The organism is Flavobacterium zhairuonense (assembly GCF_004352915.1).
In the GTDB taxonomy this organism is placed as follows: domain Bacteria; phylum Bacteroidota; class Bacteroidia; order Flavobacteriales; family Flavobacteriaceae; genus Flavobacterium; species Flavobacterium zhairuonense.
Genome location: NZ_SJSY01000075.1, coordinates 464,493 through 488,450, shown reverse-complemented (window position 1 = coordinate 488,450; position 23,958 = coordinate 464,493). Strand labels below are relative to the sequence as shown.

Genomic DNA, 23,958 nt, shown 5'->3' with positions numbered 1-23,958 from the left:
TGAACCTATGAACCTTTGTAACTTAAAAATGAATGATAAAGCACATTGAAATATCCGATTCAGATCTTCGTATTAAAGTTAAAAATGCGGAAATTTGTTTCGGTGGAAACCAAAAATTAAAAATCTACGGAACACTAAAATGTTCTTCGGGAAAAAGAATGAAACGTGAAAATCGGGTTTTCTTTTTATCTGAAAATGAAGCCAGAAAAAATGGCTTCAGACCTTGTGGACATTGCATGAAAACCGAATATCAAAAATGGAAAAATGGACTTATTTAATCCTGAAACTGACGAAAACACCAATTTACTTCCAAAAAACGGAATTGTAAATTATTACGGAAAATTGTTTTCCAGAACTGAAGCCGATTTTTACCGTGATATTTTATTAAATTCCATCGAGTGGAAAAATGATGAAGCCATCATCTTTGGAAAATTAATTTTAACCAAACGAAAAGTGGCTTGGTACGGCGATCAGGAATTTGAATATACGTATTCCAATACAACCAAAAAAGCTTTGCCTTGGACTCCTGAACTTTTAAAATTAAAAAAAATCATTGAAGAAAAAACAGGAGAAACTTTCAATTCTTGTCTGCTAAATTTGTATCATTCTGGAGAAGAAGGAATGGCGTGGCACAGTGATGCCGAAAAAGATTTGAAAAAAAATGGCGCGATTGGATCATTAAGTTTTGGCGCTGAACGCAAATTTGCTTTTAAACATAAAGAATCTAAAGAAACCGTTTCTTTAATTCTGGAACACGGAAGTTTATTAGTTATGAAAGATGAAACGCAAACGCATTGGTTGCATCGACTTCCTCCAACAAAAAGTACACAAAAACCTCGAGTAAATTTGACTTTTAGAACTATTGTGAGATAGAAATATTACTTCTTTTTGGTTGCAACATTTTCATACGAACGCCTTAAAGCATCTTCAAACATTTCTGGTCTTACTTTTGAAAGTTCAACAATTGTCCAGCCTTGTTTTCCCCATTTGTTCGGAATTGGATAAAAAATCATTTCGCTTGAAGCACAAAAAACAGATTGATCGATTTCGTTTAATTTCAAAACGGCATGATTATTTTTTTCATCAAAAGTGGCGAATATCTTTTTGTTAATACGAAAAGACGTTTTCTCAAAGTGCGGTTCTTCAGTAGCATTTTCGAATGACAAGGCTAATTTCCTGAATGCTTCTATTGATACCATAACTTAAACTAATTTGATTCAACAATTGGTTCCCATTTTCCTTTTTTAAAAAATACATTTCCAAATTTTGATGAATTGAATACATAATAAAAAGACCACATATCTCTGTAAAGTGTTGGATTTTCCTTAACAATGTGGTGAACAGGATCTTTGAAATGAAATATAATTCTTGGTCGAATATATCCTTCTAAAAATTCGACACTTCCTGCATAGCTTTTAACTATTTTATTCTGCTCTGTCAATTGAAAGACGACCTTATTATTTCTTTTAATTTCAAATCTAAAATGATTGTATTGCCATTTAGCCTGTTTGCCATAAAAATGAGTTGTATCAATTACATATTCACCATAAACATCATTTTTGTCAACTTCAGTTTTCTTATTTATTCTTCTTGCAACTAAAAAAATTACTACTGAAATAATAAGAAAAGAAACAAACTTTGTTGTTTTGCTTATTGATTTTTTGCTGTCAATTAGCAAGCCAATTATAGCTAGAATAACAAAAGGCCAAATGATTAAAATTAAACCCACTTTTATAATTTCAATTAATCTAAATACTACTTACCAACCCTGATTCAACCCATTTTTCAAGACTTCATCATATTTTTCCTTATCGAAAGAATATAAGTTTGGGGCTTTGTGAGCGACATTGCTTTTCTTTTCGTCAAGTTTTTTTACGATTCCTATGTTAGTTATTTTTCGTAGAAAATTTCTGCGGTCCAATTTCTTATCCAAAATCGTTTCATACAATTTTTGAAGTTCAGGCATTGTAAATTTCTCTGGCAATAAATTGTAACCTATTGGCATTAAATTCAATTCCATTCTAAGCGTGTCTAATGCTTTATCCAGAATTTCTTTATGATCTAAAATAAGTTCCGGAACTTCTTTATGATCTATCCATTCCACAATTTCACGATCGCTCGAAGGTTTGGGAATCGTTTTTAAAAAATCGACCAATGCATAATAGCCAATTGTAACAAAACGACGCAAAAGCCATTTTCCTTTTGCTTCTTCAATTTCTAAATACTCTAATATTTTTTTATCAAAGTGCTGATCGTTTCGTTTTACTTTTCCAAAAGTAGCAAACTGTCTTAAAAAAATTCCATCAACACCTGTTCTGTCGTTCAAAACGGTGACCGCTGCAGTATCAATATCTTGATCAATTGGAATAAATCCACCAGGCAAAGACCATTTTGGATTTCTATCAACTTTGATCAATAAAACCTTAAGCTGGTTATCATGAAAGCCAAAAATGACACAGTCGATCGACAGTCCAGGCTGATAATTTTCATTATTTTCTATTATGTCTTTTAACTTTTTTGTCATCAAAATCTAATTTTTCCTCATTGAATAGCCGTGCAATTTAATTCAATTTTGCAATATAAAAACAATTTCTGCTGATTATCGTCAAAAATTGGACTATGTTAAATAAGTGTGACTATCACAATTTTAACTTAAAATTAAAATCAAATATAAAAAAAATAAGTACATTGCGTCATAATAACACATTTAAATAAATATGTTATTATTTTAAGCCAAAAAGAAAGAATATTATTACATTTGTGTGATTCAATAAATCAATGTGAGAGATTATGAGCACTAATCCATTAAAAGATATAAACAAAAAAATACGAGCAAAAATCTGGACTTCTTTCGGATTTGTTTCGAAAACGTATTTATTGGAGGAATCTATAAAATACAGCCAACAACAGGAGAAAATTTTCAATCAAATGATTGTTGAAACTGAAGCTAAAGACAAAAAAGCAAAACGTGAAGCTTTTGATAAAGCTTTATACGCATCCTATAAAGGAATTGGCGCTATGGATTTTATAAATACTGTTTTGAAATAACTCAAAACTTTTATAAAATCCATAACGCCAATTTAAAATTGACTTCTACTATTGTACTAATTCAAAGTCTGCTCTAAGTTTTATATCTGCTGACGAAGCTCCAATCATTACTTCGAAATCTCCAGGTTCAGCAACCCATTCTAATTTATTGTTATAGAATGAAAGTTTTTCTTTGTCGATTGTAAATTCAATTGTTTTAGATTCTCCCGCATTTAATTTTACTTTCTGAAAATCTCTTAATTCTAAAACCGGTCTTACTACTGAACCAAATTTATCTTTCAAATACAATTGAACAACTTCTTCTCCAGCAACTTTTCCAACATTTGATAATTGGAAAGAAACTTTAATTGTTTCATTGCTTTTTATTTTTGTTGAAGAAAGTTTCAAACCTGAATAATCAAATTTTGTATAACTCAATCCATATCCGAATGGGAATTTTGGTGAGTTTTTCAAATCGATATAAGCCGAAACATAGTTTTTAGAATCTTCATTTTTAGCTGGTCTTCCTGTACTGAAATGGTTATAGTAAATTGGAATTTGACCGATTTCTCTAGGGAACGTCATAGGCAATTTCCCTGATGGATTATAATCTCCAAATAAAACATTAGCGATTGCATTTCCAGCCTCAGTTCCTAACCACCAAGTATATACAATTGCAGGAACGTTGTCTGCGGTCCAGTTAAAAATCAATGGTCTTCCTGCATTTACTAAAACCACAACCGGTTTTCCTGTAGCTTGAATCGCTTTTACTAAATCTTCCTGAACACCTGGCAAATGAAGATCGCTTCGGCTTTTTGCTTCACCACTCATGTCGTGTCTTTCTCCAATACTCAAAATAACAACATCAGCTTGTTTTGCAGTTTCTATTGCTTCAGCAAAACCGTCTTTATTGTCACCAGTAACGTCACAACCTTTTGCATAAAGCAATTTGGTGTTTTTCCCAACTTTATTTTGCAAACCGTCCCACTGCGAAACAACCCATTTGTTGTAATCTACATCTGGAAGTTCCACTGACCAAAATCCCATATTGGCTTTATATTCTTTTACCATTGGGCCTATAAATGCAATAGTTTTTAAGTTTTTAGAAAGTGGTAAAGTTTGATTTTCATTTTTTAATAAAACAATACTTTTCTGTGCTACTTCAAGCGCTGCTTTTCTGTTTTCAGGATTTCCTAAAACTTTTTCCGCTCTTTTATCATCCGAATATTTGTAAGGATCGTCAAATAAACCTAATTCAAATTTCTTGCGCAAAATACGTTTTACAGCATCATCGATCAAATCAACAGAAACTCTTCCTTCTTTTACTAATTCTGCTAAATTCTTGCGGTATGCATTACTTTCCATATCCATGTCGCTTCCTGCAGTAATTGCAGAATAGGCCGCTTCTTTAAGATCTTTTGAGTAACCGTGCGCTACCATTTCTCCAATTGATCCCCAATCCGAAACTACGAAACCTTGAAAATTCCATTTTCCTTTTAAAATATCGCGTTGCAAATGTGCATTTCCTGTTGCTGGAATTCCGTTTAAATCATTAAATGAATTCATAAAGGTTGCCGCACCAGCATCTAAAGCCGATTTAAATGGAGGCAAATAGGTTTCCAACAACATTCTTTCGCTCATATCAACTGAGTTATAATCTCTTCCGCCAACACCAGCACCATAAGCTGCAAAGTGTTTTACGCAAGCCATAACAGAGTTCAAATCACCTAATTTATTTCCTTGAAAACCTTTTACACGTGCATAAGCAATTTTAGAACCTAAGTAAGTATCTTCTCCTGCGCCTTCCATAACTCTTCCCCATCTTGGATCACGACCAATATCAACCATTGGAGCAAATGTCCAGTGAATACCGCTTGCTGCCGCTTCTGTCGCCGCAACTCTCGCTGCTAATTCGATTGCTGCCAAATCCCAGCTTGCTGCTTCGGCTAACGGAATTGGGAATGTTGTTTTATAACCGTGAATAACGTCCTGACCAAATAACAATGGAATTTTAAGGCGAGATTGCATTGCTAATTCCTGATATTGTCTGGTATATTTTGTTCCAATGATATTCAACATCGAACCAATTAAACCTTGTTTAATTTCAGATTGTTTGTTCGGGTTTATAGTAATTGGTCCTGTTGCTTGATTATCACCTGTGTATTGATTAAGCTGACCAATTTTTTCCTCAATAGTCATTTTCTTCAATAAATCATTTACTTTTTGATCTATTGTCTGTTGCTGCGCTGTCGCAAAAAGCGCAGCCATCAACAAGGCAAATGTGGTTATTTTTTTCATGAATTTAATTTTGATTACCAAACGTAAGTTGCTACTGCACCTGCATTTAAGGTAGTTGAAATTTGTTTTTGATTGTATTTGATATTGAATGTTTCTGCTGCCGTTCCATCATTTTCTACAATTAGAATAATTTGTCCTGACGGAGTTTTGAAAGCCGCATTATGTAAGTTCCCTGCGATATTGCTTCCAATTCTTACTGAACCTTCAGGAACAAATTTTGAAGCATGACCAATAATATAATATCCAACTTCTCTCTTAATGTTTTGATTTTGATCAATCATCAAAGCACCTTTGCAAGTTGAGCAACCTCCTGGCGTAAATGGCTTATAATATTCATCATTTGCCAATCCCCATGAAAGTGCATTTTTGCTCCAGTTACGCATAGAACCAATCACAACATTTTTTACGCTCCATTTCAAATCATTTTCAAAACTGCTTTTTGATCCTGTGTATTGCTCTGTGAAATACAAGTCTTTGTTTGGAAATGCGTCATGAACTGTTGTCAAAGCACTGATATCGCCTTCATACAAATGAAATGCTGAACCTGTAACATAAGGATTCGCTTTTGCATTTTTCAAAATAGTCAAAGGATATTCAGGCTTATTGCAATTGTGATCATAAACAATAATTTTAGTTTTGATTCCGGCAGCTTTAAAAGCTGGACCTAAATTGTTTCCAATAAAATCTGCTTGCTGTTCTGCGAGCATCAGCATACTTGGATTATTTCCTGGATGCAAAGGCTCGTTTTGAGGCGTTATAGCATCAATTACGATTCCTTGTGCTTTCATTGCCTGAATATATTTCACAAAATATTCAGCATAAACTTGATAGTATTTTGGCTGTAAACTACCGCCTTTTGAGCTTCCATTGTCTTTCATCCAAACTGGTGGCGACCAAGGCGAGCCCATAATTTTAATTTTCGGATTTATGGCTAAAATCTCTTTTAAAACCGGAACTACATCTTTCAAATCTGGTCCAAGATTAAAATGCTCCAGTTTTAAATCTGTTTGCCCTTCTGGCATATCATCATACGAAAAAACTACTTCATTCAAATCTGAAGCACCAATACTGATTCTTAAATAGCTAATTCCAATCGCATCATTTTTTCTTGAAAAAAGCTCTTGAAGCAATGCTTCTCTTTTCGCTTTATCCAATTTCAAAATGGTTTGAGCACTTCCTCCTGTCAAAGAAAATCCGAAACCTTCAATCGTTTGGAATTTTTGCGAAGCGTCAACTGTAATGGTTTGATTCGAATTTACATCAGAATTAAAAACCAAATCTGGCTGTTTTTTCAATTTTGATGTTTCATCAGTAGTTGTAATCCAAGATTCAGCTTTACCAGAATTGGCTGCTGTGTTTTTTGAAGTTCCGCATTTTATTTGAACTGCAATCAAAGGCAGTAAAAGTAAAATTTGAAGTTTTTTGTTGATGTTTTTCATATTCAATCTATTTCTATTAAAACAGGTAAATGATCTGACGGATATTTTAAATCTTTCGAATCACTTAAAACTGCATGTTTTTTAATTTTAAGTCCGCTATTTTTCGACACAAAAATATAGTCGATCAATAGGTTGACTGGTTTGTCATGTTGGAATCCATTGAAAGTTCCATAAGGACCAAATGGTTTTTCTTTTGAAACATCTTTGGTATCATCCATAACCTTTTTTATTTCCACGATTTGTTTCGTATCAGGTTCTGAATTGAAATCTCCCATCAAAAAGACAGGAAGTTTTTTAGTATTCAGTTCCGCAATTTTCGACAAAACAAGTTCTACTCCTTTTACTCTCGCAACTTCACCAATATGGTCCAGATGTAGATTAAAAACCCAAAACGTCTTTTTGGTTTTTAAGTCTTTAAAAAGTCCGTACGTACAAACTCTATTGCAAGCCCCATCCCAGCCTTTAGAGACTTGATTTGGTGTTTCAGACAACCAAAATGTATTTGATTGCTGCACCTGAAAACGGTCTTTTTTATAAAATATCGTCGCAGCTTCTCCCGTTCCATTTTCCTCTCTTCCAATTCCAAACTTGGCATAATTTGGCAAAGCCGATGCAATATCAATTACTTGATTTGGTAAGCCTTCTTGAATCCCGAAAATATCTGGACTGTAAAATTGCAATTGAGAAGCAAAATACTCCTTTCTCTTTGGCCAAGCATTTTCTCCATCTGAAGCAACATCCAAACGAATATTATACGTCATCAATTTCAGATTCTGACCAAAAAAAGATTGACTTGCCAAAACAAGCATTACTGCTAAAACTATTTTATTTACTGTTTTCATGTTTAAAAAATTTAATCTCGTAAAGCTAGGTTTTCCGAGGCTTTACAAAAAATAAATCATTTAAAAATTATGTTAATTATATACCCTAACGTAATCCACTTCGAAAGTTGCGCTGGTAAAATTTGGATCAACCTTTCCACCAAAATTTCCTCCCATCGCTAAATTCAAGATCAAGAAAAAGTTAGCATTAAATGGTGTTGAACTGCTGTTTCCGTAGGTATAAAACAAATTATCATCTACATAAAATTTGATGCTTTCTGCACTCCACTCTGCGGCATAAACATGAAATTCTGTAGCCGAGTTTGGAACTGTTGTAATGGCTGTATCAGGCGTATTTCCAGAACGTCCAGGTGAATGCAAAGAAGAATGATTAACATTTGGGTTATTTCCAACCGATTCTAAAATATCAACTTCACCGCAAGCTGGCCACGGCGCTGTATCAATATTATCACCCAACATCCAGAAAGCTGGCCAAGTTCCGCCGCCAACTGGCAATTTCGCGCGTACTTCGGCACGGCCATATTTAAATGAGAATTTCCCTTTTGTAAGCATTCTTGCAGAAGTATAATGGCTTCCCATATAGTCTTCTTTGATCGCTTTTATTTTTAAAATTCCATTTTCAACAATCACATTTTCAGGACGAGTGGTATAATATTCTAATTCATTATTTCCCCAGCCATCGCCAGTTCCTGTATTGTATCCCCATTTTGAAGAATTTGGAGCACCATTTACATCAAATTCATCTGCCCAAAGCAACTTTCTTGCGACAAAAATATTGACAGAAGTTGTTGTGCTTATAAACTTTAATCCGTTGTAAGCTGAAACCACTATTGGATAATTTTTAGTTCCAGAACCAGAAAATTCATATGTAAAATCTCCGGTCGTAATTTCTTTTAATTGATTATCGATCAAAACCTTATAAGACGTTGCATTAGTTGCTGAAATAGTAAGTTTTATTTTTCCGCTTCCGTCGCCATCAGGTTTATCCGCTGTTTTTCCAACAACTTCTACTTGAACTAAAAGATTTGATGGACCTGTTGCAACAGGCGTATCATCACCAGAATCACTGCCACCGCTGCAGGATTGGAAGACAAATAACAAGGCTATTAAAAAGCTTGTTTTCTTTATTAAAGTATTTAGGTTCATTGGTTTTGGTTTTAGTTAGTTTTTTGAAGCTTATTTTTTCCCTTCAGAAAAATCCAAATAATTCAAATTGAAGCCTCCTTTTTCAAAAACCGCTTTGATTTTATTTGTTCCCGCTTCTAATTGAATTCCAGACAAAACGATAGTTTTCCATTTATCATTTCCTCCAGTTGCAGGGAGCACAATTGATTCTGATTTTTTTCCATTCGCAGTTTCAAAATAAAGTTTCCCTTCTGATTTCTCGCTTGAGTAACGAATCGCAACTTTATAAGTTCCTTGCTTTTTTACTTCCGAAGTAAATTGCAACCATTCACCATCTTCGATAAATGAAACCTGATATCCGTTTGAACCAGAATCTTTGCATGGCAAAATATCTACACCATCATTTCTCATAGTGTTTCCTTTATTCCATTGGTCAAAATTTCCAGTTTCTACTCTGTAGTTTATAAAATCTTTATCTGAATAAGCGTATCCATTTGTTCCCAAATCATACTGAGTTGCAGCAATTTTTCCAGGAATTACATGTTTTTTATACGGTTTTGTGTCATTTGTTTGCACTTGTCTGAACATTGCATCAATTACATCTGGCTTAACCGTTACATTTTCCATTTTGTAATTGTCGGCCATTTTCATTAAAGTTTTCTTTGCAAATTCTGGAGTTGGCTTTTGTCCGCCATCTTTCCAATATTTCAACAAAACATCATATTCAGGAATTTTTGTAACCGAAGTTACACCTGCGATATTTTCAATTTTCTTCATTGGCCAAAAAGCCCAACCAATATTGCTGCCTTCCACTAAAGTCAAAACGTCTTTGAACCAAACATTTGAGTTCTCGCCGCTTTCTCCTAACCAAATTGGCACATTATATTGTTTTCTGTAATCCAACATTTTTTGAATTGAACCAATCGTGTTGTAGTTCCAATATTTATGAAAACTCAACGCCATATTTTCATCCCATAAAGGAAAAATTCCGTTGTAATTATTTCCCCAACAGTTTCCTTCAATAATTACCATATGATTTGGATCGACCTCACGAATGGCTTTTGTTACTGCAACCATCAAATCTCTCAATGGTCCGTTTGAATTTTCATCACAACCATTTTTATTGGTTCCGGTAAAATTCCAGTTTGGTTCGTTGATTATATCATATCCACCAATCCATTGATTGTCTCTGTAACGAGAAGCCAATTTTTTCCATAAAGCAATCATTTTTTTCTGATTGGCTTCGCTGTTCCAAAGTGATGGTTTTGTAGTATCGTAATCAGAAATAGCTGCATCATTTCCTTGTCCGCCAGGCGCTGCGTGCAAATCTAAAATTAGGTACATTTTATTCTCGGCACACCATTTGACTAAATTATCGGTGATTGCGAAACCTTCTTCAATCCAAGTAATTTCGCCATTTTTTTCTTCTTGAATTGATGGTGTATATAGATTGTAATGCATTGGAAGACGAACGGAATTGAAACCCCATTTGGCTAATGAATCGATATCACGTTTTGTGATTCCGTTTGCTTTATAAGCCGCATAAAATTCTTTTGTTCCTTGTTCGCCAACAACGTCCTGAATTTTTTGTTTGATTTGATATTGTGGACTTGCAAATGGCTGTGTCTGCAACATGTATCCTTCCTGAACCATCCAGCCTCCAAGACCTAAACCTCTTAAAATTATATTTTTGCCGTTTCCATCAACTATATTTTGTCCATCACGATGCAAAAAACCTTGCCCGAATGAAGCAACAGCAAATAAAAGTTGAGCCGCAATAATTATTTTTTTCATGCTGAAAACTATTTTCTGTTCAAAATTGTTTTTATTTCCAAGTAAATGTTCCCACTGCACCAGCTTCCAATGTAATAGTCACCCATTTGTCATTGTATTTGATGTTGAAAACTTCTACTCCAGATCCATCATTTTCTACAATTAAAACTTTAGAACCTGTTGGTGTAATAAAAGCGACATTTTGAAGATTTCCACTAGTATTGCTCGAAATTCTAACTGAACCCGCTGGAACAAATTTTGAGGCATGAGCAATAATATAATAAGCAACATTACGCTGAAAAGTCTCACTTGATGTTATAGTCAAAGCTCCTTTACATTGGCTGCATCCGCCAGATGTGTGAGGCTCAAAAGAACCATTATTAGCTAAATTCCATTCTAAAGCATTCTTGCTGTAATTTCGCATTGAACCGATCACTACATTTTTAAGATGCCATTTTAAATCACCTCCAAAATCTCCCGTTGACGAAGTCCATTGTTCTGTGAAATAAACATTTTTAGTTGGGAAAGCATTGTAAACATTTGAAAGTGCGCTGATATCTCCTGCATATAAGTGGAATGCAGAACCGTCTACAAAAGGAAATGCATCGGCATCTGCTAAAACTGCTTTTGGATAACCAGGCTGATCACAGTTATGATCATAAGCAATAATTTTTGTTTTAAGTCCAGCTGCCTTAAATGCAGGGCCTAAATTTGTTTTTATAAAATTAGTCTGTTCTAAAGCAGACATATACATACTTGGGTTATTACCATCATGCAATGGCTCATTTTGAGGCGTTACTGCATCAATAGTAATTCCTTCAGCTTTCATTTGCTGAATGTATTTTACAAAATATTTTGCGTAAACATCATAGTATTGAGTCTGCAATTTTCCGCCAACAAAACTGTTTTTATCTTTCATCCAAAGTGGTGCTGTCCAAGGCGTTGCTAAAATCAAAATTTTAGGATTGATTGCTAAAATATCTTTCAAAAGCGCAATTACACCTGCTCTGTCTTTCTCTAAGCTGAATTTACCCAAATCCATATCCGTTTCGCCAGTTGCTAGATCATCGTAAGTAAAAGTAGATCCGTGTAAATCTGAAGCACCAATACTAATTCTGATATAGCTTATTCCTATTGAAGTTTCGCTAGAGCCAAATAATTCTTGCAAAAGTGCACTCTTTTTAGCTGGCGTTAATTGATTTATCATTTCGGCACTTCCTCCTGTTAGTGTGTAACCAAAACCATCAACCGTTTGATATTTCAATGCGTCATCCACAACAATATTAGGATATGTATTGTATGATGTATTAAATCCTAAAGTTGTATTTTGTTTTGCCAAAAGAACACTTTGGTCTCCTTTTGTCAACCAAAAATCGACATCATTTGTTACTGTTACTGGTGGTGTCACAACTGGTGGAGTCACAGGTGTTGGGTCTGTAGCATCATTTGACGACGAGCATTTTACTTGCGTAAAAATTGCTAAAGAAAGAAATAATGCTTTTATAGTGGTTTTAGAATTAAAGTTCATTTTTTTAGTTTTTTAGTTAATAGTGCCGCTTAATAAACAATTGTTTGTATAGCGTGTGCTGGGATAGTTATAGTAGTTTTTAAAGAGTTGCTGGTTAAATTATATACAACTTCTTTATCTGATTGGTTCATAACAATAGTGGTAATTTTTCCGTCAGTATTTTTAAAAGACGTACTCAAAAGGGTTTTATCACTTATTGTTTGTATGATGCGTTTAGCATTTGCATGAATGAATTTTGAAAAATGTCCAATATAATAGTACATCGGCGTGTAGATCAATTCATCTTTTGCAGTATCAGCATGGATTGGTGCAAAGCAAAAATTACCCACATGATTTGGCCCTCCGTTTTGGTCCAAAAGAATATTCCAATCTGTCCAGCCTACTGTTCCGTTATTGAAATCGTTGATCATATTTAGACCATAACGTTCTGCATTTCCCCAAAACTGAAATCTTGAAGCATCAAATTTTTCAATACAGCCTTCTGTAAATAAAAGTCCTTTGTTTGGAAACGCTTTGTGAACAACACCAACAGATTCAAATCTTGGTGGGCCACCACTCCATGTTTCATACCAGTGAAATCCAATTCCCCAAGCAAATTTTGAAACTTCAGGATCAGAGAAAACAAGATTTGCTCTTTTTTCTAACATTTCGCCGCGATTATGATCCCAGATAATTACATTTTTTGAAGCAAGTCCTTCTTTTTCTAAAGTTGGTCCAAGGAAATTTTTCAAGAAATCTCTTTCAGCTTCTGGAGTATATATGCAAGATTCCCATCTTTGTTTTGCCGCTGGCTCATTTTGAATGGTTAATCCCCAAATCGGGATACCTTCTTTTTCATATTCTCTAATAAATTTCACATAGTAATTTGCCCATGATTGTGCAAATTCTGGCAATAAAACGCCGCCGTGCAAAATATCATTATTGTCTTTCATAAAAGCTGGGGGACTCCACGGACTGACAAATAAAGTTAATTTCCCGCCGGCTGTTTTGATTGCTTTTTTAAGAAGTGGAATTCTGTATTTTCGATCGTGGTCAATATTGAAGGTCTTTAATTCTTTGTCACCTTCAGCAATATATGTGTAACTGTCGCTACTAAAATCGCAACTATGTATGTTGGTTCTGGCTAATGAATAACCAATCCCTTTATTTTTATCGTAGTAAGCGTTTAGAAATTCCTGCTGTTTTTTTGGAGATAATTTGGCGAAAACTTCAGCACTTGCGTCTGTAATTGCTCCTCCAATTCCAAGGAAAGTCTGGTCTGTTTGTGCAGCATCTACATTAATAGATACTGTTGAATTTGTTTGTTGTGATGTGTTGTTTGAAATTAAGTTATTTGATAGTGTTAATTTCAAATTGGTATTTTCGGCCGTAGTATAAACCTCTACTTTTTGATTTGATTTGGAACCAGAAACCGCAGAAGCATCTGCAATTTTTGATGAATTACAACTAAATTGCAATACTACTATTGGGGCGATTAATATGCTGCTTATGGCTTTGGCTTTCATTGTACTTTCAAAAAAATTTAACTTACAAAAGTAAATTGAGGGTCGATTTGGATGATTCAAATCAACCCTCGTCATTTACCAATAAAATATTAATATACAAGCGTTTGGATTGCGTGTGCAGGAATCTTAACTACAGTCTTCTCAGAAGCTATAATCAAGTTATAGGTAATCTCTTTATCTGATTGGTTCATGACAATTGTTGCCATTGTTCCATCAGTATTTAAAAATGAAGTGCTTAATAATGCACTTCTACTTACAGCAGTGCTAACTCGAACTGCATTTAGGCGAATAAATTTCGAAAAATGTCCGATGTAATAGTAAGATGGAGTATAAATCAACTCACCTGTTGTAGTATCAGCGTGAATTGGAGCAAAACAAAAATTGCCAACATGATTTGGACCGCCGTTTTGATCTAATAGGATATTCCAATCTGTCCAACCAGCTGTTCCGTTGTTGAAATCATTAATCATTGAAATACCATATCTTTCGCCATTAGCCCAGAACTGATATTTTTTTGCATCAAATTTTTCAACACAACCTTCAGTAAACAAAAGTCCTTTGTTTGGATATGCTTCGTTTACTTTTCCAACATTGTCAAACATTGAAGCGCCGCCAGACCAGTTTTCATACCAGTGAAAACCCATTCCCCAAACATATTTTGAAGCTTCTGGATCAGAATAAATTACGTTGGCTCTGTAATTCATCAAATCACGATTGTGATCCCATGCAATGATTTTTACATCACCTAATTTTTCTTTTTTCAAAGTTGGCCCAAGGAAATTTTTGATAAAATCTCTTTCAGCTTCGGCAGTATAAATGCAAGATTCCCAAGTTTGAACCGCCATTGGTTCATTTTGAGTTGAAGTCCCCCAAATTGGAATACCTTCTTTCTCATAAGCTTTTATGAATTTTGCATAAAAATTAGCCCAAGTTTGATAGTATTCAGGTAATAATGTTCCTCCTTTTAAAACATTTTTGTTGTCTTTCATGAAAGCATTTGGCGACCATGGAGCAACATAAGTTGTTAATTTTCCACCAGCTTTTGCAATAGCTTGTTTGATTAACGGGATACGAAATTGTCTATCATGATCAATAGAAAAAGTCTTCAAATCTTTATCACCTTCTTTGATATAAGAATAGCTTCCACTGCTAAAATCAGAGCTTTGAATTGTTGTTCTTAGCAAAGAATAGCCAATTCCTTTTTGTTTATCGTAGTAAGCATTTAAAAATTCTTCTTGCTTTTCTTTTGAAAGTTTAGCAAATATTTCAGCACTCGCATCAGTGATAGCTCCACCAATTCCCATAAAAGTCTGGAATTTTTTTGATGGCTCTACAAAAACAGAAGATTCTATTTCAAGAGGTTGCTTTGATGCTGAAAATGTTAAATTATCTGTAGAGGTTAATCTTAAATTAGAATTCTCAGCTGTAGTATATACGGTTACTTTTTTTCCGTTGGTTGTAAATTCCTTTTTTGCTTTAGGCTGGGCAAAAGCTGCCACTGAAAACAAAAAACATAGAATTTTTAAACTATTATTTTTCATTCTTTCCTTAATTATATTATTTCTAATTACAAGTTCTCAGAAACTCATTTTCTGACAAGCTTAAGGAAGGATTTAAAAAATAGCCCATACTCATAACGATTATGGGCTATTTACAACCAAACTTAAACTTAACTTAATCTTTATTATTTTCCGCGTAATTCTACACCTTTGATTGTGATACCACCTGGAGCAATTCCTCCACCGCATCTAATCATTAAATAAATTTTACCTGTAATATCAAATTTTACGACATTGCTAATTGTACCTAATCTAGCATTTTTTACACATCCAACACCTGATAATTTACCAGATACAGTATTGTTACCACATCCATTCCAAGTGTTTAATCCCATTACAGCACCTCCATCACTATAATCTCCTGAAACTGTAGCTGGATCTGTTTTTCCTGCATAAACTTCAAACCACATGTCAGTTGAAGCTCCACCAGAAACAACCATATCAATAGTATATTCTTTGTCTTTTACAACATCGATTGCTTGATAGATTCCTGCGTGACCACCACTTACAGTAGCTCCTTTAGAACTATATGTCCAGTCTCCGCCAGCTCCATAAATCACTTTTTTCCAGTTAGCTTGATCTGCAGCAGTTGCAAACGAACCACCTTTTACAAGGTTACCTTTTACAGGGTCTGAAGTTGCAACAACAACTTGAGTATTTGCTGTACCTGTCGCTCCTCCAGCTCCAATAGCAATATGTGTAATTGTGTAAGTTCCAGCATCTGGAAGAACAATAGTTTGAGTCATTTTTCCTGGTGAAGCACCAGTTCCAGTATCCCACATTGATGAGATTACACCTTTAGGCTGTGCAACAGCAAGGTAAGTGTTTACTGCACCCGCTACTGGAGTTAAAGTAAATGAAGCATCAACGTTTGAAGCTATTAATGTATTAGGATTAACCTCGTCATCACAGCTTGATAGTGTACCTAATGCTATAGCTAGCATTAGGAATACACTTCTTTTTATATTTATATTTAGGTTCATTTTTATCGTTTTTTTGGTTAATTCTACTATTGGTAGTTAGGATTTTGTTTCAATTTAGTTCCATTTAACTCAGTATATGGAATTGGGAAAATCTCGTCAGTTCCAGCATTGAAACCTCTGTCAGATAATGCTGCTGCAGCATCTCCCCATCTTACTAAATCAAAGAATCTGTGTCCTTCACCAGCTAACTCCATTCTTCTTTCAGCTTTGATAGCATCTAATGTTACAGGAACTGATGCAAGACCAACTCTAGCTCTAACTGCATCAAGCAATGCTTGCGCTCTTGGTCCAGAACCTAATGCTTCTGCTTCCATTAAGTATGTATCAGCAAGTCTGATAACATAAGAATTTTGTTTGTAGTTTAACTCGGCAGCACCTCCACCTGTACGAACATCGCCAGTTCTTGGAAGGAATTTGTTCAAGAAATAACCTGTATCTTGGTATCCACCGATATAATCAGCTTCTCCTGCAGCTTTAAGCGCTTTAACGTCAAGAATTGTAGCAGCAAAACGAGGGTCGTTTTTCATGAAATCATACAATTTTTGAGTTGGTACGCTGAAGCTCCATCCTGATGGAAGATCTGGTGCATTTGAACCTTTTTTAGAATAACCTCTAGGTCCAACCATAACGTTTAATGAGTTTCCTTCATCTCTTCCAGAACCCCAGAAATCCCAGTTTGAGTTACCCGCACTAGAGTGAGATACTTCAATTAAAGACTCTGTATTGAATTTGTTAGCAACTACCCATAAATCACTGAATTTAGTTAACAATTTATTTCCGTATTGATTTGCTTGTCCAGGCGTTCCATTTACTTGAGCCAAAACTGTAGCTGCGTCAGCTTTTTTGCCTTCAAATAAATATACTTTACCAAGTAATGCTTGTGCAGCTCCTTTATTAAATCTTCCAGCTTCAGTTGATGCTACAACTGTATTTGGCAAAACAGGAATTGCTTCTAACAAGTCTTTTTCGATTTGTGCATAAATCACTTCTGGTTTAACTTGCTCTGGATTGTACATTGTTCCAGTAGTCAATGGCTCTAAAATCAAAGGAATATTTTTGAACAATCTTACTAAGTTGAAGTAGTAAAGTGCGCGAAGTGTTTTTGCTTCTGCTGCAAACCTTGCTCTTTTATTATTATCCATAGAAGCTTCTGGAAGCTTATTCAATAAAAGATTCGCTCTAGAAACTCCTTGGTAGTGATCACTCCAGAAACTTCCTGGAATTAGAATAGATGAAAGTGAGTGTGTAGAGAAATTCTGAATTCCAGTTCCATCTGTTGGACCTCCTCCACCAGCGTAGAAATCATCAGACCCAGCGTTTAACATTGCAACTAAGTTCTCAAAACCACCTGTATTTTTTCTCATCGGATCATAAACCCCTATTAAGGCAGCATAACACTCAGATTCATTAGAAAAATAAGTATTTGTGTCAAATTGTCCTTGTGGGTCAATTGTTACAAAATCTTCAGAACAAGCTCCTAAAGCGGCAAATGCCAATGCAACATATATATATTTTAATTTTGTACTTTTCATAATTCTTTAATTTTTAAAATTGAAAGTTTGCTCCAAACAAAATAGATCTTGCTTGTGGATAAACTCCTTTATCTACACCATAAACTTGACCACCAATTTCCGGATCATATCCAGTATATTTTGTAAATGTGATTAAGTTTTCTCCTGTTAGGTAAAAACGGATTTTGTCAGCTCCAATTTTAGATGATAAATTAACTGGCATTGTGTAACCAAGCTGAACAATTTTTAAACGTAAGTAATTACCATTTTCTAAATAAAAATCAGACATGTTAGTGAAGTTTTTATTTGGATCGTTATTACTCAATCTTGGGTAATCATCTGAAGTACCTTCACCAACCCAACGCTCTAAAGCTTTTGTTTGATAGTTTGCATTCAAGATATCAAGCCTTCTTAAACCTTGGAAAATTTTACTTCCTGCAGTTCCTTGAGCAAATGCCATGAAATCAAAGTTTTTGTAATCTAAATTTAAAGTAAGACCGAAAGTATATTTAGGCAAGTTTGTTCCTAAAAATTGCTTGTCATCATCAGAAATAGCACCATCGCCATTTGTATCTACCCAACGGAAATCTCCAGGTTTAGCATTTGGCTGAATTAATCCTCCAGCTGCATTTTTATATGCTGCTACTTCTGCTTCATTTTGGAAAATTCCTGCAGTTTTGTAACCATAAAACTCATTGAATGAGTGACCAACTTGAGTTCTTGTAACAGGTCCCATAGATTGGAATGAAGCATCTCCAACAATATAATTTGTAGATGAACCTACATAAGTGATTTCGTTTTTCAAGTAAGCAACGTTACCGTTAACTCCTAAGTTAAATTCACCAAGTCTTTTCTTGTAACCTAATTCAATCTCAAAACCACTGTTATCCATATCTGCAACGTTTGCAGATGGCGCAGTAACTACTCCAACATATCCAGGAATAACAACATCTCTCAAAATTCCTTTAGTAGATTTTTTGTAGTAATCAGCAGTTAATGTAAAGTCATTAAACAATTTTGCATCGATACCTACTGTAGTTTGAGATGTTTCTTCCCATCCTAAATCAGGGTTTGGTAAAGTTGAGTTACCATATCCAGTTGTAATATCTCCAGAAGTTCCAACTGCATAATTATATCCTCCAACAACTAGAGCTCTATATTTGAAATTAGCGATATTATCGTTACCAACAACTCCGTAACCTCCACGTACTTTTAAAGTATTTACTACATTGTTTTCTTTCCAGAATCCTTCTTTTGAAACAACCCATCCTAAAGAGAATGAAGGGAAAACACCCCATTTTTTATTCTCACCAAAACGAGTAGATCCATCACGACGAACAATTCCTGTGAAAAGATATTTCTCCATGTAATCATAGTTTGCACGTAAGAACAATGAAGCCAATTTGTGCTCAGTTTTGTCACTTGTAGATGTTGATCTATCAGTAGCAGGAACATTGAAATTCCAAGAAGCATCTTTATAGCTAGTAATTGGAAGTCCAAACATTGTAGTGTTAACTGCACTACCAATATTCTCTACATAAGCACCTTGTCCAGCTAAAACACTAACATTATGATCTCCAAATTTGTTAGCATAAGCTAAAGTGTTCTCAAGAGTCCAAGCAAATGATTTTTCATTATTTTGGTTGTAGTTGTTTCTATCCGCTTTAATATTAGGATTCAAGAAGAAAACTGGTGTAAATCCTTCACTTCCCCAGTAAGCTAATTTACCTCCAAGAGTAGTTCTTAATTTTAAGTGGCTTGTAATGTTAGCCTCTAAATAAGCATTACCAACAAAATCATCAGACCAGCTGTAACCACCTAATCTTGTTTGCGTATAAGCTAACGGGTTGCTCATCTCTTGTTGTACTAAAGTAGAAATTCCATAAGGATTTCCGTTTGCATCTCTAATAACGTTTGGATTTGCATAAAAACCTACAGTATTTTTAGTAGGATCTGTTTCAACTAATGGAGTTATTGGATCTAAGTTGATAGCAGAGCTTAAAGGTCCTCCAAACTCACTATTTGTATTTCCGATTCCTTTTGATTTTTGGTGTGTATATCCAAAAGTTTGTCCAAAAGTAAAATACTCAGAAATTTTGTGTGTTGAGTTTAAACGGAAATTCTTTTTAGTATAGTTTGAAATTTCTGTCGCTACAATACCATCTTGATCTTGAATTCCGAAAGAAGCATAAAAAGTAGATTTTTCACCACCACCACTAAAACTTAATTCGTGAGTATATCTCAAAGCTGAATGATTGAAAATTGCATCTTGCCAATCAGTTCCTTTTCCTAAAGCTGTTGGATCAGCATATTTAATTGGCCCTCCATCTGCTAAAGATTTTTCATTCATAATTGCACCGTATTGAGTAGCATTAAGCATGTTTAATACTTTAGCTGGTGCAGATACTCCTGCAAATCCATTATAGTTTACAGAGATTTTACCTGATTTACCTTTTTTAGTAGTAACTAAGATAACCCCAGTTGCAGCACGAGTACCATAAATAGCAGCCGAAGCAGCATCTTTAAGAACCTCGATAGACTCGATGTCACTTTGATTAATAAAACCAATTGCACCAGCATCTAACGCAATACCGTCAACAACCCATAAAGGATCATTTCCTGCTTCACTAAACGTAGTAACCCCTCTCACACGTACTTTCGAAGCTGAACCAGGCTGTCCAGAAGTAGATGCAACAGAAACCCCTGCTACCCTACCTTGTAAAGACTGCTCAACGCGACCGTTTGGAACTTTCTCTAAATCGGCAGCCTTAACACTAGAAATAGCTCCAGTAACTACTGATTTCTTTTGAGTACCGTATCCAACAACCACAACCTCATTTAATGATTGTGATTCTGGTTTTAATTGAAATGTAATTTTTGTTCTTCCATTTACAGCTTCACTAACTGTGCTGTATCCAATAAAAGTAACTGTCAAAACACCATTTGAAGGCGCTTGAATTTGGAATTTCCCATCGAAGTCTGATGCAGTAGACTTTTTTGTACCTTTTAATACAACAGTTGCACCAGGAACTGGCATCCCATTTTCATCGTTTATTATTCCGTTTACTGTGACATCCTGAGCCACAGCTATAACCGAGAATAACAGAGATGAAATACAAAAAACAAGTAATTTTGTTAATTTCATTTTTCTAAAAATTTTGGTTAATTAATTAGTAATTTGATGCAATAATAATGTTATTTTTTTACTATCAACAAGTAAATTTCACTACAAAAACACATCAAAACAAATTTTTATACATTACAAAAACACATCATTTTTTTTTCAAATATTTGATTTACAAATAATTAAAAATTAAAATTAAGATGTTATCGAAATGTTAATTATAAAAATAAACACTACAGTTGTATAAGATTCCTTATTTTTATCAATAAAATGTGTTTCTACAACGAAATAGTAGAGAAAAAACTATTGTAAAACACTACAAACAAGACAATTAAGACGCCAACACTCAAAAAAGCCGAAAAATTTATGAAATTGACAAAATCATATTTTATTATTACTTTTTTTACATTATTATCAATTAATATTTTTGCACAAGTTAAAAACATTGGGCTTCCAGATGTAAGAAATTACAAACGAAATGAATATAAAGGAGGAACGCAAAACTGGAGTATTGACCAAGATAAAAACGGAAATCTATATTTCGCCAACAACAATGGCCTTTTACAGTTTGACGGATCATCTTGGAGAAAATATCCGCTTCCCAATTTAACATCTGTAAGATGTTTAAAGATTGCCGCTGACGGAAGAGTATTTGTAGGCGGTTATAACGAATTTGGCTATTTCAAACCAAATGAAAAAGGAAAACTTCAATACACATCATTATCTAAAAAAGTCGATCGTAATAAAATTAAGATAATAGACTTCATCTGGAAAATCCACACTTTCGAGAAACAAACAATTTTTCAGTCATTTGCAAGAGCCTACATTTTAAAAGACAATAAGCTTACTATATTGCCAGCTCCTAAACGATTTCAATTTTCTTTTGTCGTTAATAACAAACTTTATTTCCAAGACATAGAAAAAGGGATTTTGGAGTACAAAAACGGAAAACTTTATTCCTTGCCAAACACTACAAGCCTAAACAATACAGAGATTTGGGGAATGTACAATTTGTCAAAAGACAAAACCTTAATAATAACCCTAGAAAAAGGCTTATTTGTATATGAGAATAATATTGTGAAACCATGGAATACTGAAGCCAACAATTTTGTCAAACAAAACAACTCTCTTGGAGGCGTAACAATAAACCACAATTTTATAGTATTAAATTCGGTATTAGACGGAATTGTCATTTGCGATTATAACGGCAAAATAATTCAGCATTTGAATCGTAAAAAAGGCTTGCAAAACAATACGGTTCTTACCTCATTTATTGACAACAAAAACAATCTCTGGCTAGGCCTAGATAATGGTATCGCATTTGTAAATGAAGGCTCTCCATTTACGTACTTTGGTTTCAGCTACGATATCAGTACCGTTTATGCATCAGTTATTTATCAAGGGAATTTATATGTAGCAACAAACCAAGGTGTATTTTATCACGCATGGAATAACAGCTTTAAAGAAGATACTTTCAAGCTTGTTCAAGGAACTACAGCACAATCCTGGAATGTTCAAGTTATAGACAACCAATTGATTTGCTCCAATAACCGCGGAGCATTAGTTATTAAAGGCGGCGCAGTAACCAATATCATTGACTCTAAAGGATATTTCGGATTTAAAAAAATCCCAAATCATCCCGGATTTTTAATTGGCTCTAATTATGAAGGTTTTGCCGTTTTTGAAAGCACCGCGAACGGATTAGTTTACAAAAACCAAGTTATCGGATTTGATAAATCATCAAACAATTTTGAGCTTGATGACTCTTATTTATGGCTTAAAAAAGATGAATCTATTTATAGAATGGCACTAAACAACGATTTAACTCGATTTTCATCCATCAAAAAAATTGATCAACTAACCAATCAATATAAAAACATTGGAAGTATTCAAAAAATTGACAATCAATTGTACTTTCAGACAAACAATCATTTCTACAAATATTCCAAAGAGCAGGATTTATTTTATGAAGACAAAAACCTGTCAAAACTGTTCAAAAACATTCCAGTAATAAACAGTTTAACCGAGGATTCACAATCTAATTTATGGTATGCTTTTGATGAATCCATAGGCGTATTAATGAAGACAAACAATTACTACACTAATATTGTCGCTCCTTTTTCAAATTTGACAGGAAATTTGGTTAGCAATTACCTATCCGTAAACACGATCGACCCAAAAAATATTTTTATCGGATTAACAGATGGATTAGCACATTACAACCCCGATTTACTGAATAATTTTGTTACTAAGCCAAAGGCATTTATTAGAAGTTTTTCATTTCCTGGCGACACTATTATTTTAGGAAACAACCAAAATAAAATCGAAAACATTCGCATTCCATATTCATCAAATCATGTGCGTTTTACTTTTTCGTCACCAACGTATGAAAATCTTGAAAACGTGGAGTTTTCATACCAATTAGAGCCTTTTGACGACAAATGGAGCAACTGGTCAACTATTTCTATAAAAGAATACACAAACCTTCGTGAGGGCGAATATGTGATGAAAGTAAAAGTCCGAAACAGTTATGGGATCCAGTCGGAGCCATCAACCATTTCATTTACAGTTTCTCCGCCTTGGTATCGACATTTCTTGGCGCTAATGATTTATTTCATTTTAATCATAATTGCAATTTATGTGATTTCTGATCGAATAAAAATGAAAATCAGGAAGAATAAATATTACGAAACAATTGAACAACGAAGGTTATATCTCGAAAAAGAATCGAAAATCAGACAGGAACAATATGATCTTGAAAAAGAGATTGAAAAACTGAAAAATGACAAACTTCAAATTAAAATTTTAGCAAAAGATAAAGAGCTTGTAAACAATTCGCTTCAAGTTGTAAAGAAAAACAAGATCTTGAACGGAATTATCCATAAATTAAAAGAAATTGACATTGAAGCACTTGATGATTCTACGAAATTTCAAGTAAGCAAACTCAACAAAAGCATTGTAAAGGAAGTAAATACAGATAAAAGCTGGAAAGATCTAGAAAAACACATCAAAAACGTTCATTTTGAGTTTTTGAAAAGATTAAAGGAAAAATACCCAACAATATCTCCACGAGAACTCGATTTATCAACTTATTTATTGATGAATATGTCAACTAAAGAAATAGCCGAAATCATGAACATTTCGACCGGAGGAGTTGAGTTGGCCAGATATCGCCTAAGAAAAAAACTTGGTCTGAATAAAAAAGAAAATCTAATTGGTTTTTTGATGAGTATCTAAAAACAAA

18 protein-coding genes are annotated in these 23,958 nt (G+C 34.2%); 4 read left to right on the top strand and 14 right to left on the bottom strand.

The genetic code is table 11. The features are described 5' to 3' along the window. Positions 1–32 precede the first annotated feature (32 nt). Together EYY60_RS18660 and EYY60_RS18655 are read left to right on the top strand one after the other, a co-directional pair. A complete protein-coding gene (locus EYY60_RS18660) occupies positions 33–278 on the top strand; it encodes an Ada metal-binding domain-containing protein (protein ID WP_132990793.1) in 246 nt (81 codons plus the stop codon). Further along, positions 265–873: an alpha-ketoglutarate-dependent dioxygenase AlkB family protein gene (locus EYY60_RS18655; protein WP_132990792.1), complete on the top strand. Its 609-nt coding sequence runs from the start codon at positions 265–267 to the stop codon at positions 871–873. Before EYY60_RS18660 ends, EYY60_RS18655 begins: the two co-directional genes overlap by 14 nt. Before the next feature lie 5 nt (positions 874–878). Here the strand turns inward: EYY60_RS18655 and EYY60_RS18650 are convergent, their stop codons facing one another. Genes EYY60_RS18650 through EYY60_RS18640 form a run of 3 tightly spaced genes read right to left on the bottom strand, consistent with a single transcriptional unit; the run spans position 879 to position 2,524 of the window. Continuing rightward, on the bottom strand, positions 879–1,199 hold the full coding sequence (locus EYY60_RS18650; RefSeq protein ID WP_132990791.1) for an MmcQ/YjbR family DNA-binding protein: 321 nt from the start codon (positions 1,197–1,199) through the stop codon (positions 879–881). Positions 1,200–1,207: 8 nt separating this feature from the next. Beyond that, positions 1,208–1,729 (bottom strand): hypothetical protein, encoded by a 522-nt coding sequence (locus EYY60_RS18645; protein WP_132990790.1) that lies wholly within the window; start codon positions 1,727–1,729, stop codon positions 1,208–1,210. Positions 1,730–1,759: 30 nt separating this feature from the next. After that, positions 1,760–2,524, bottom strand: a complete 765-nt coding sequence (locus EYY60_RS18640) for an NUDIX hydrolase (protein ID WP_132990789.1) — start codon at positions 2,522–2,524, stop codon at positions 1,760–1,762. A 266-nt stretch (positions 2,525–2,790) separates the two neighbouring features. Here EYY60_RS18640 and EYY60_RS18635 point away from each other — a divergent pair, with 266 nt between their 5' ends. Further along, positions 2,791–3,048, top strand: coding sequence for a hypothetical protein (locus tag EYY60_RS18635; RefSeq protein WP_132990788.1), 258 nt, complete (start codon positions 2,791–2,793; stop codon positions 3,046–3,048). A gap of 48 nt (positions 3,049–3,096) precedes the next feature. Here EYY60_RS18635 and EYY60_RS18630 read toward each other — a convergent pair whose 3' ends face one another. The 11 genes from EYY60_RS18630 to EYY60_RS18580 form a co-directional block, all read right to left on the bottom strand. Further along, positions 3,097–5,325: a glycoside hydrolase family 3 N-terminal domain-containing protein gene (locus tag EYY60_RS18630; protein ID WP_132990787.1), complete on the bottom strand. Its 2,229-nt coding sequence runs from the start codon at positions 5,323–5,325 to the stop codon at positions 3,097–3,099. 14 nt (positions 5,326–5,339) lie between these two features. Further along, a complete protein-coding gene (locus EYY60_RS18625) occupies positions 5,340–6,764 on the bottom strand; it encodes a glycoside hydrolase family 30 protein (RefSeq protein ID WP_132990786.1) in 1,425 nt (474 codons plus the stop codon). Between the two features lie 2 nt (positions 6,765–6,766). Then, a complete protein-coding gene (locus EYY60_RS18620) occupies positions 6,767–7,606 on the bottom strand; it encodes an endonuclease/exonuclease/phosphatase family protein (protein WP_132990785.1) in 840 nt (279 codons plus the stop codon). Between the two features lie 72 nt (positions 7,607–7,678). Further along, entirely contained in the window at positions 7,679–8,752 is a 1,074-nt protein-coding gene (locus EYY60_RS18615; RefSeq protein ID WP_132990784.1) for a glycoside hydrolase family 16 protein, read from the bottom strand. A 30-nt stretch (positions 8,753–8,782) separates the two neighbouring features. After that, on the bottom strand, positions 8,783–10,525 hold the full coding sequence (locus EYY60_RS18610) for a cellulase family glycosylhydrolase (protein WP_132990783.1): 1,743 nt from the start codon (positions 10,523–10,525) through the stop codon (positions 8,783–8,785). 31 nt (positions 10,526–10,556) lie between these two features. Further along, positions 10,557–12,032: a glycoside hydrolase family 30 protein gene (locus EYY60_RS18605; protein WP_132990782.1), complete on the bottom strand. Its 1,476-nt coding sequence runs from the start codon at positions 12,030–12,032 to the stop codon at positions 10,557–10,559. 29 nt (positions 12,033–12,061) lie between these two features. Beyond that, entirely contained in the window at positions 12,062–13,537 is a 1,476-nt protein-coding gene (locus tag EYY60_RS18600) for a glycoside hydrolase family 30 protein (protein WP_132990781.1), read from the bottom strand. An 89-nt stretch (positions 13,538–13,626) separates the two neighbouring features. Further along, on the bottom strand, positions 13,627–15,078 hold the full coding sequence (locus EYY60_RS18595) for a glycoside hydrolase family 30 protein (RefSeq protein ID WP_132990780.1): 1,452 nt from the start codon (positions 15,076–15,078) through the stop codon (positions 13,627–13,629). A 143-nt stretch (positions 15,079–15,221) separates the two neighbouring features. Beyond that, positions 15,222–16,079 carry a hypothetical protein gene (locus EYY60_RS18590; protein WP_132990779.1) on the bottom strand — a complete coding sequence of 286 codons (858 nt, stop codon included), beginning with the start codon at positions 16,077–16,079 and terminating at the stop codon, positions 15,222–15,224. Between the two features lie 26 nt (positions 16,080–16,105). Next, a complete protein-coding gene (locus tag EYY60_RS18585) occupies positions 16,106–17,611 on the bottom strand; it encodes a RagB/SusD family nutrient uptake outer membrane protein (protein ID WP_132990778.1) in 1,506 nt (501 codons plus the stop codon). Positions 17,612–17,624: 13 nt separating this feature from the next. Continuing rightward, positions 17,625–20,735, bottom strand: coding sequence for a SusC/RagA family TonB-linked outer membrane protein (locus EYY60_RS18580; protein ID WP_132990777.1), 3,111 nt, complete (start codon positions 20,733–20,735; stop codon positions 17,625–17,627). A gap of 345 nt (positions 20,736–21,080) precedes the next feature. Between EYY60_RS18580 and EYY60_RS18575 the strand changes: the two genes are divergently transcribed. After that, entirely contained in the window at positions 21,081–23,951 is a 2,871-nt protein-coding gene (locus EYY60_RS18575; RefSeq protein ID WP_132990776.1) for a triple tyrosine motif-containing protein, read from the top strand. Positions 23,952–23,958 lie beyond the last annotated feature (7 nt).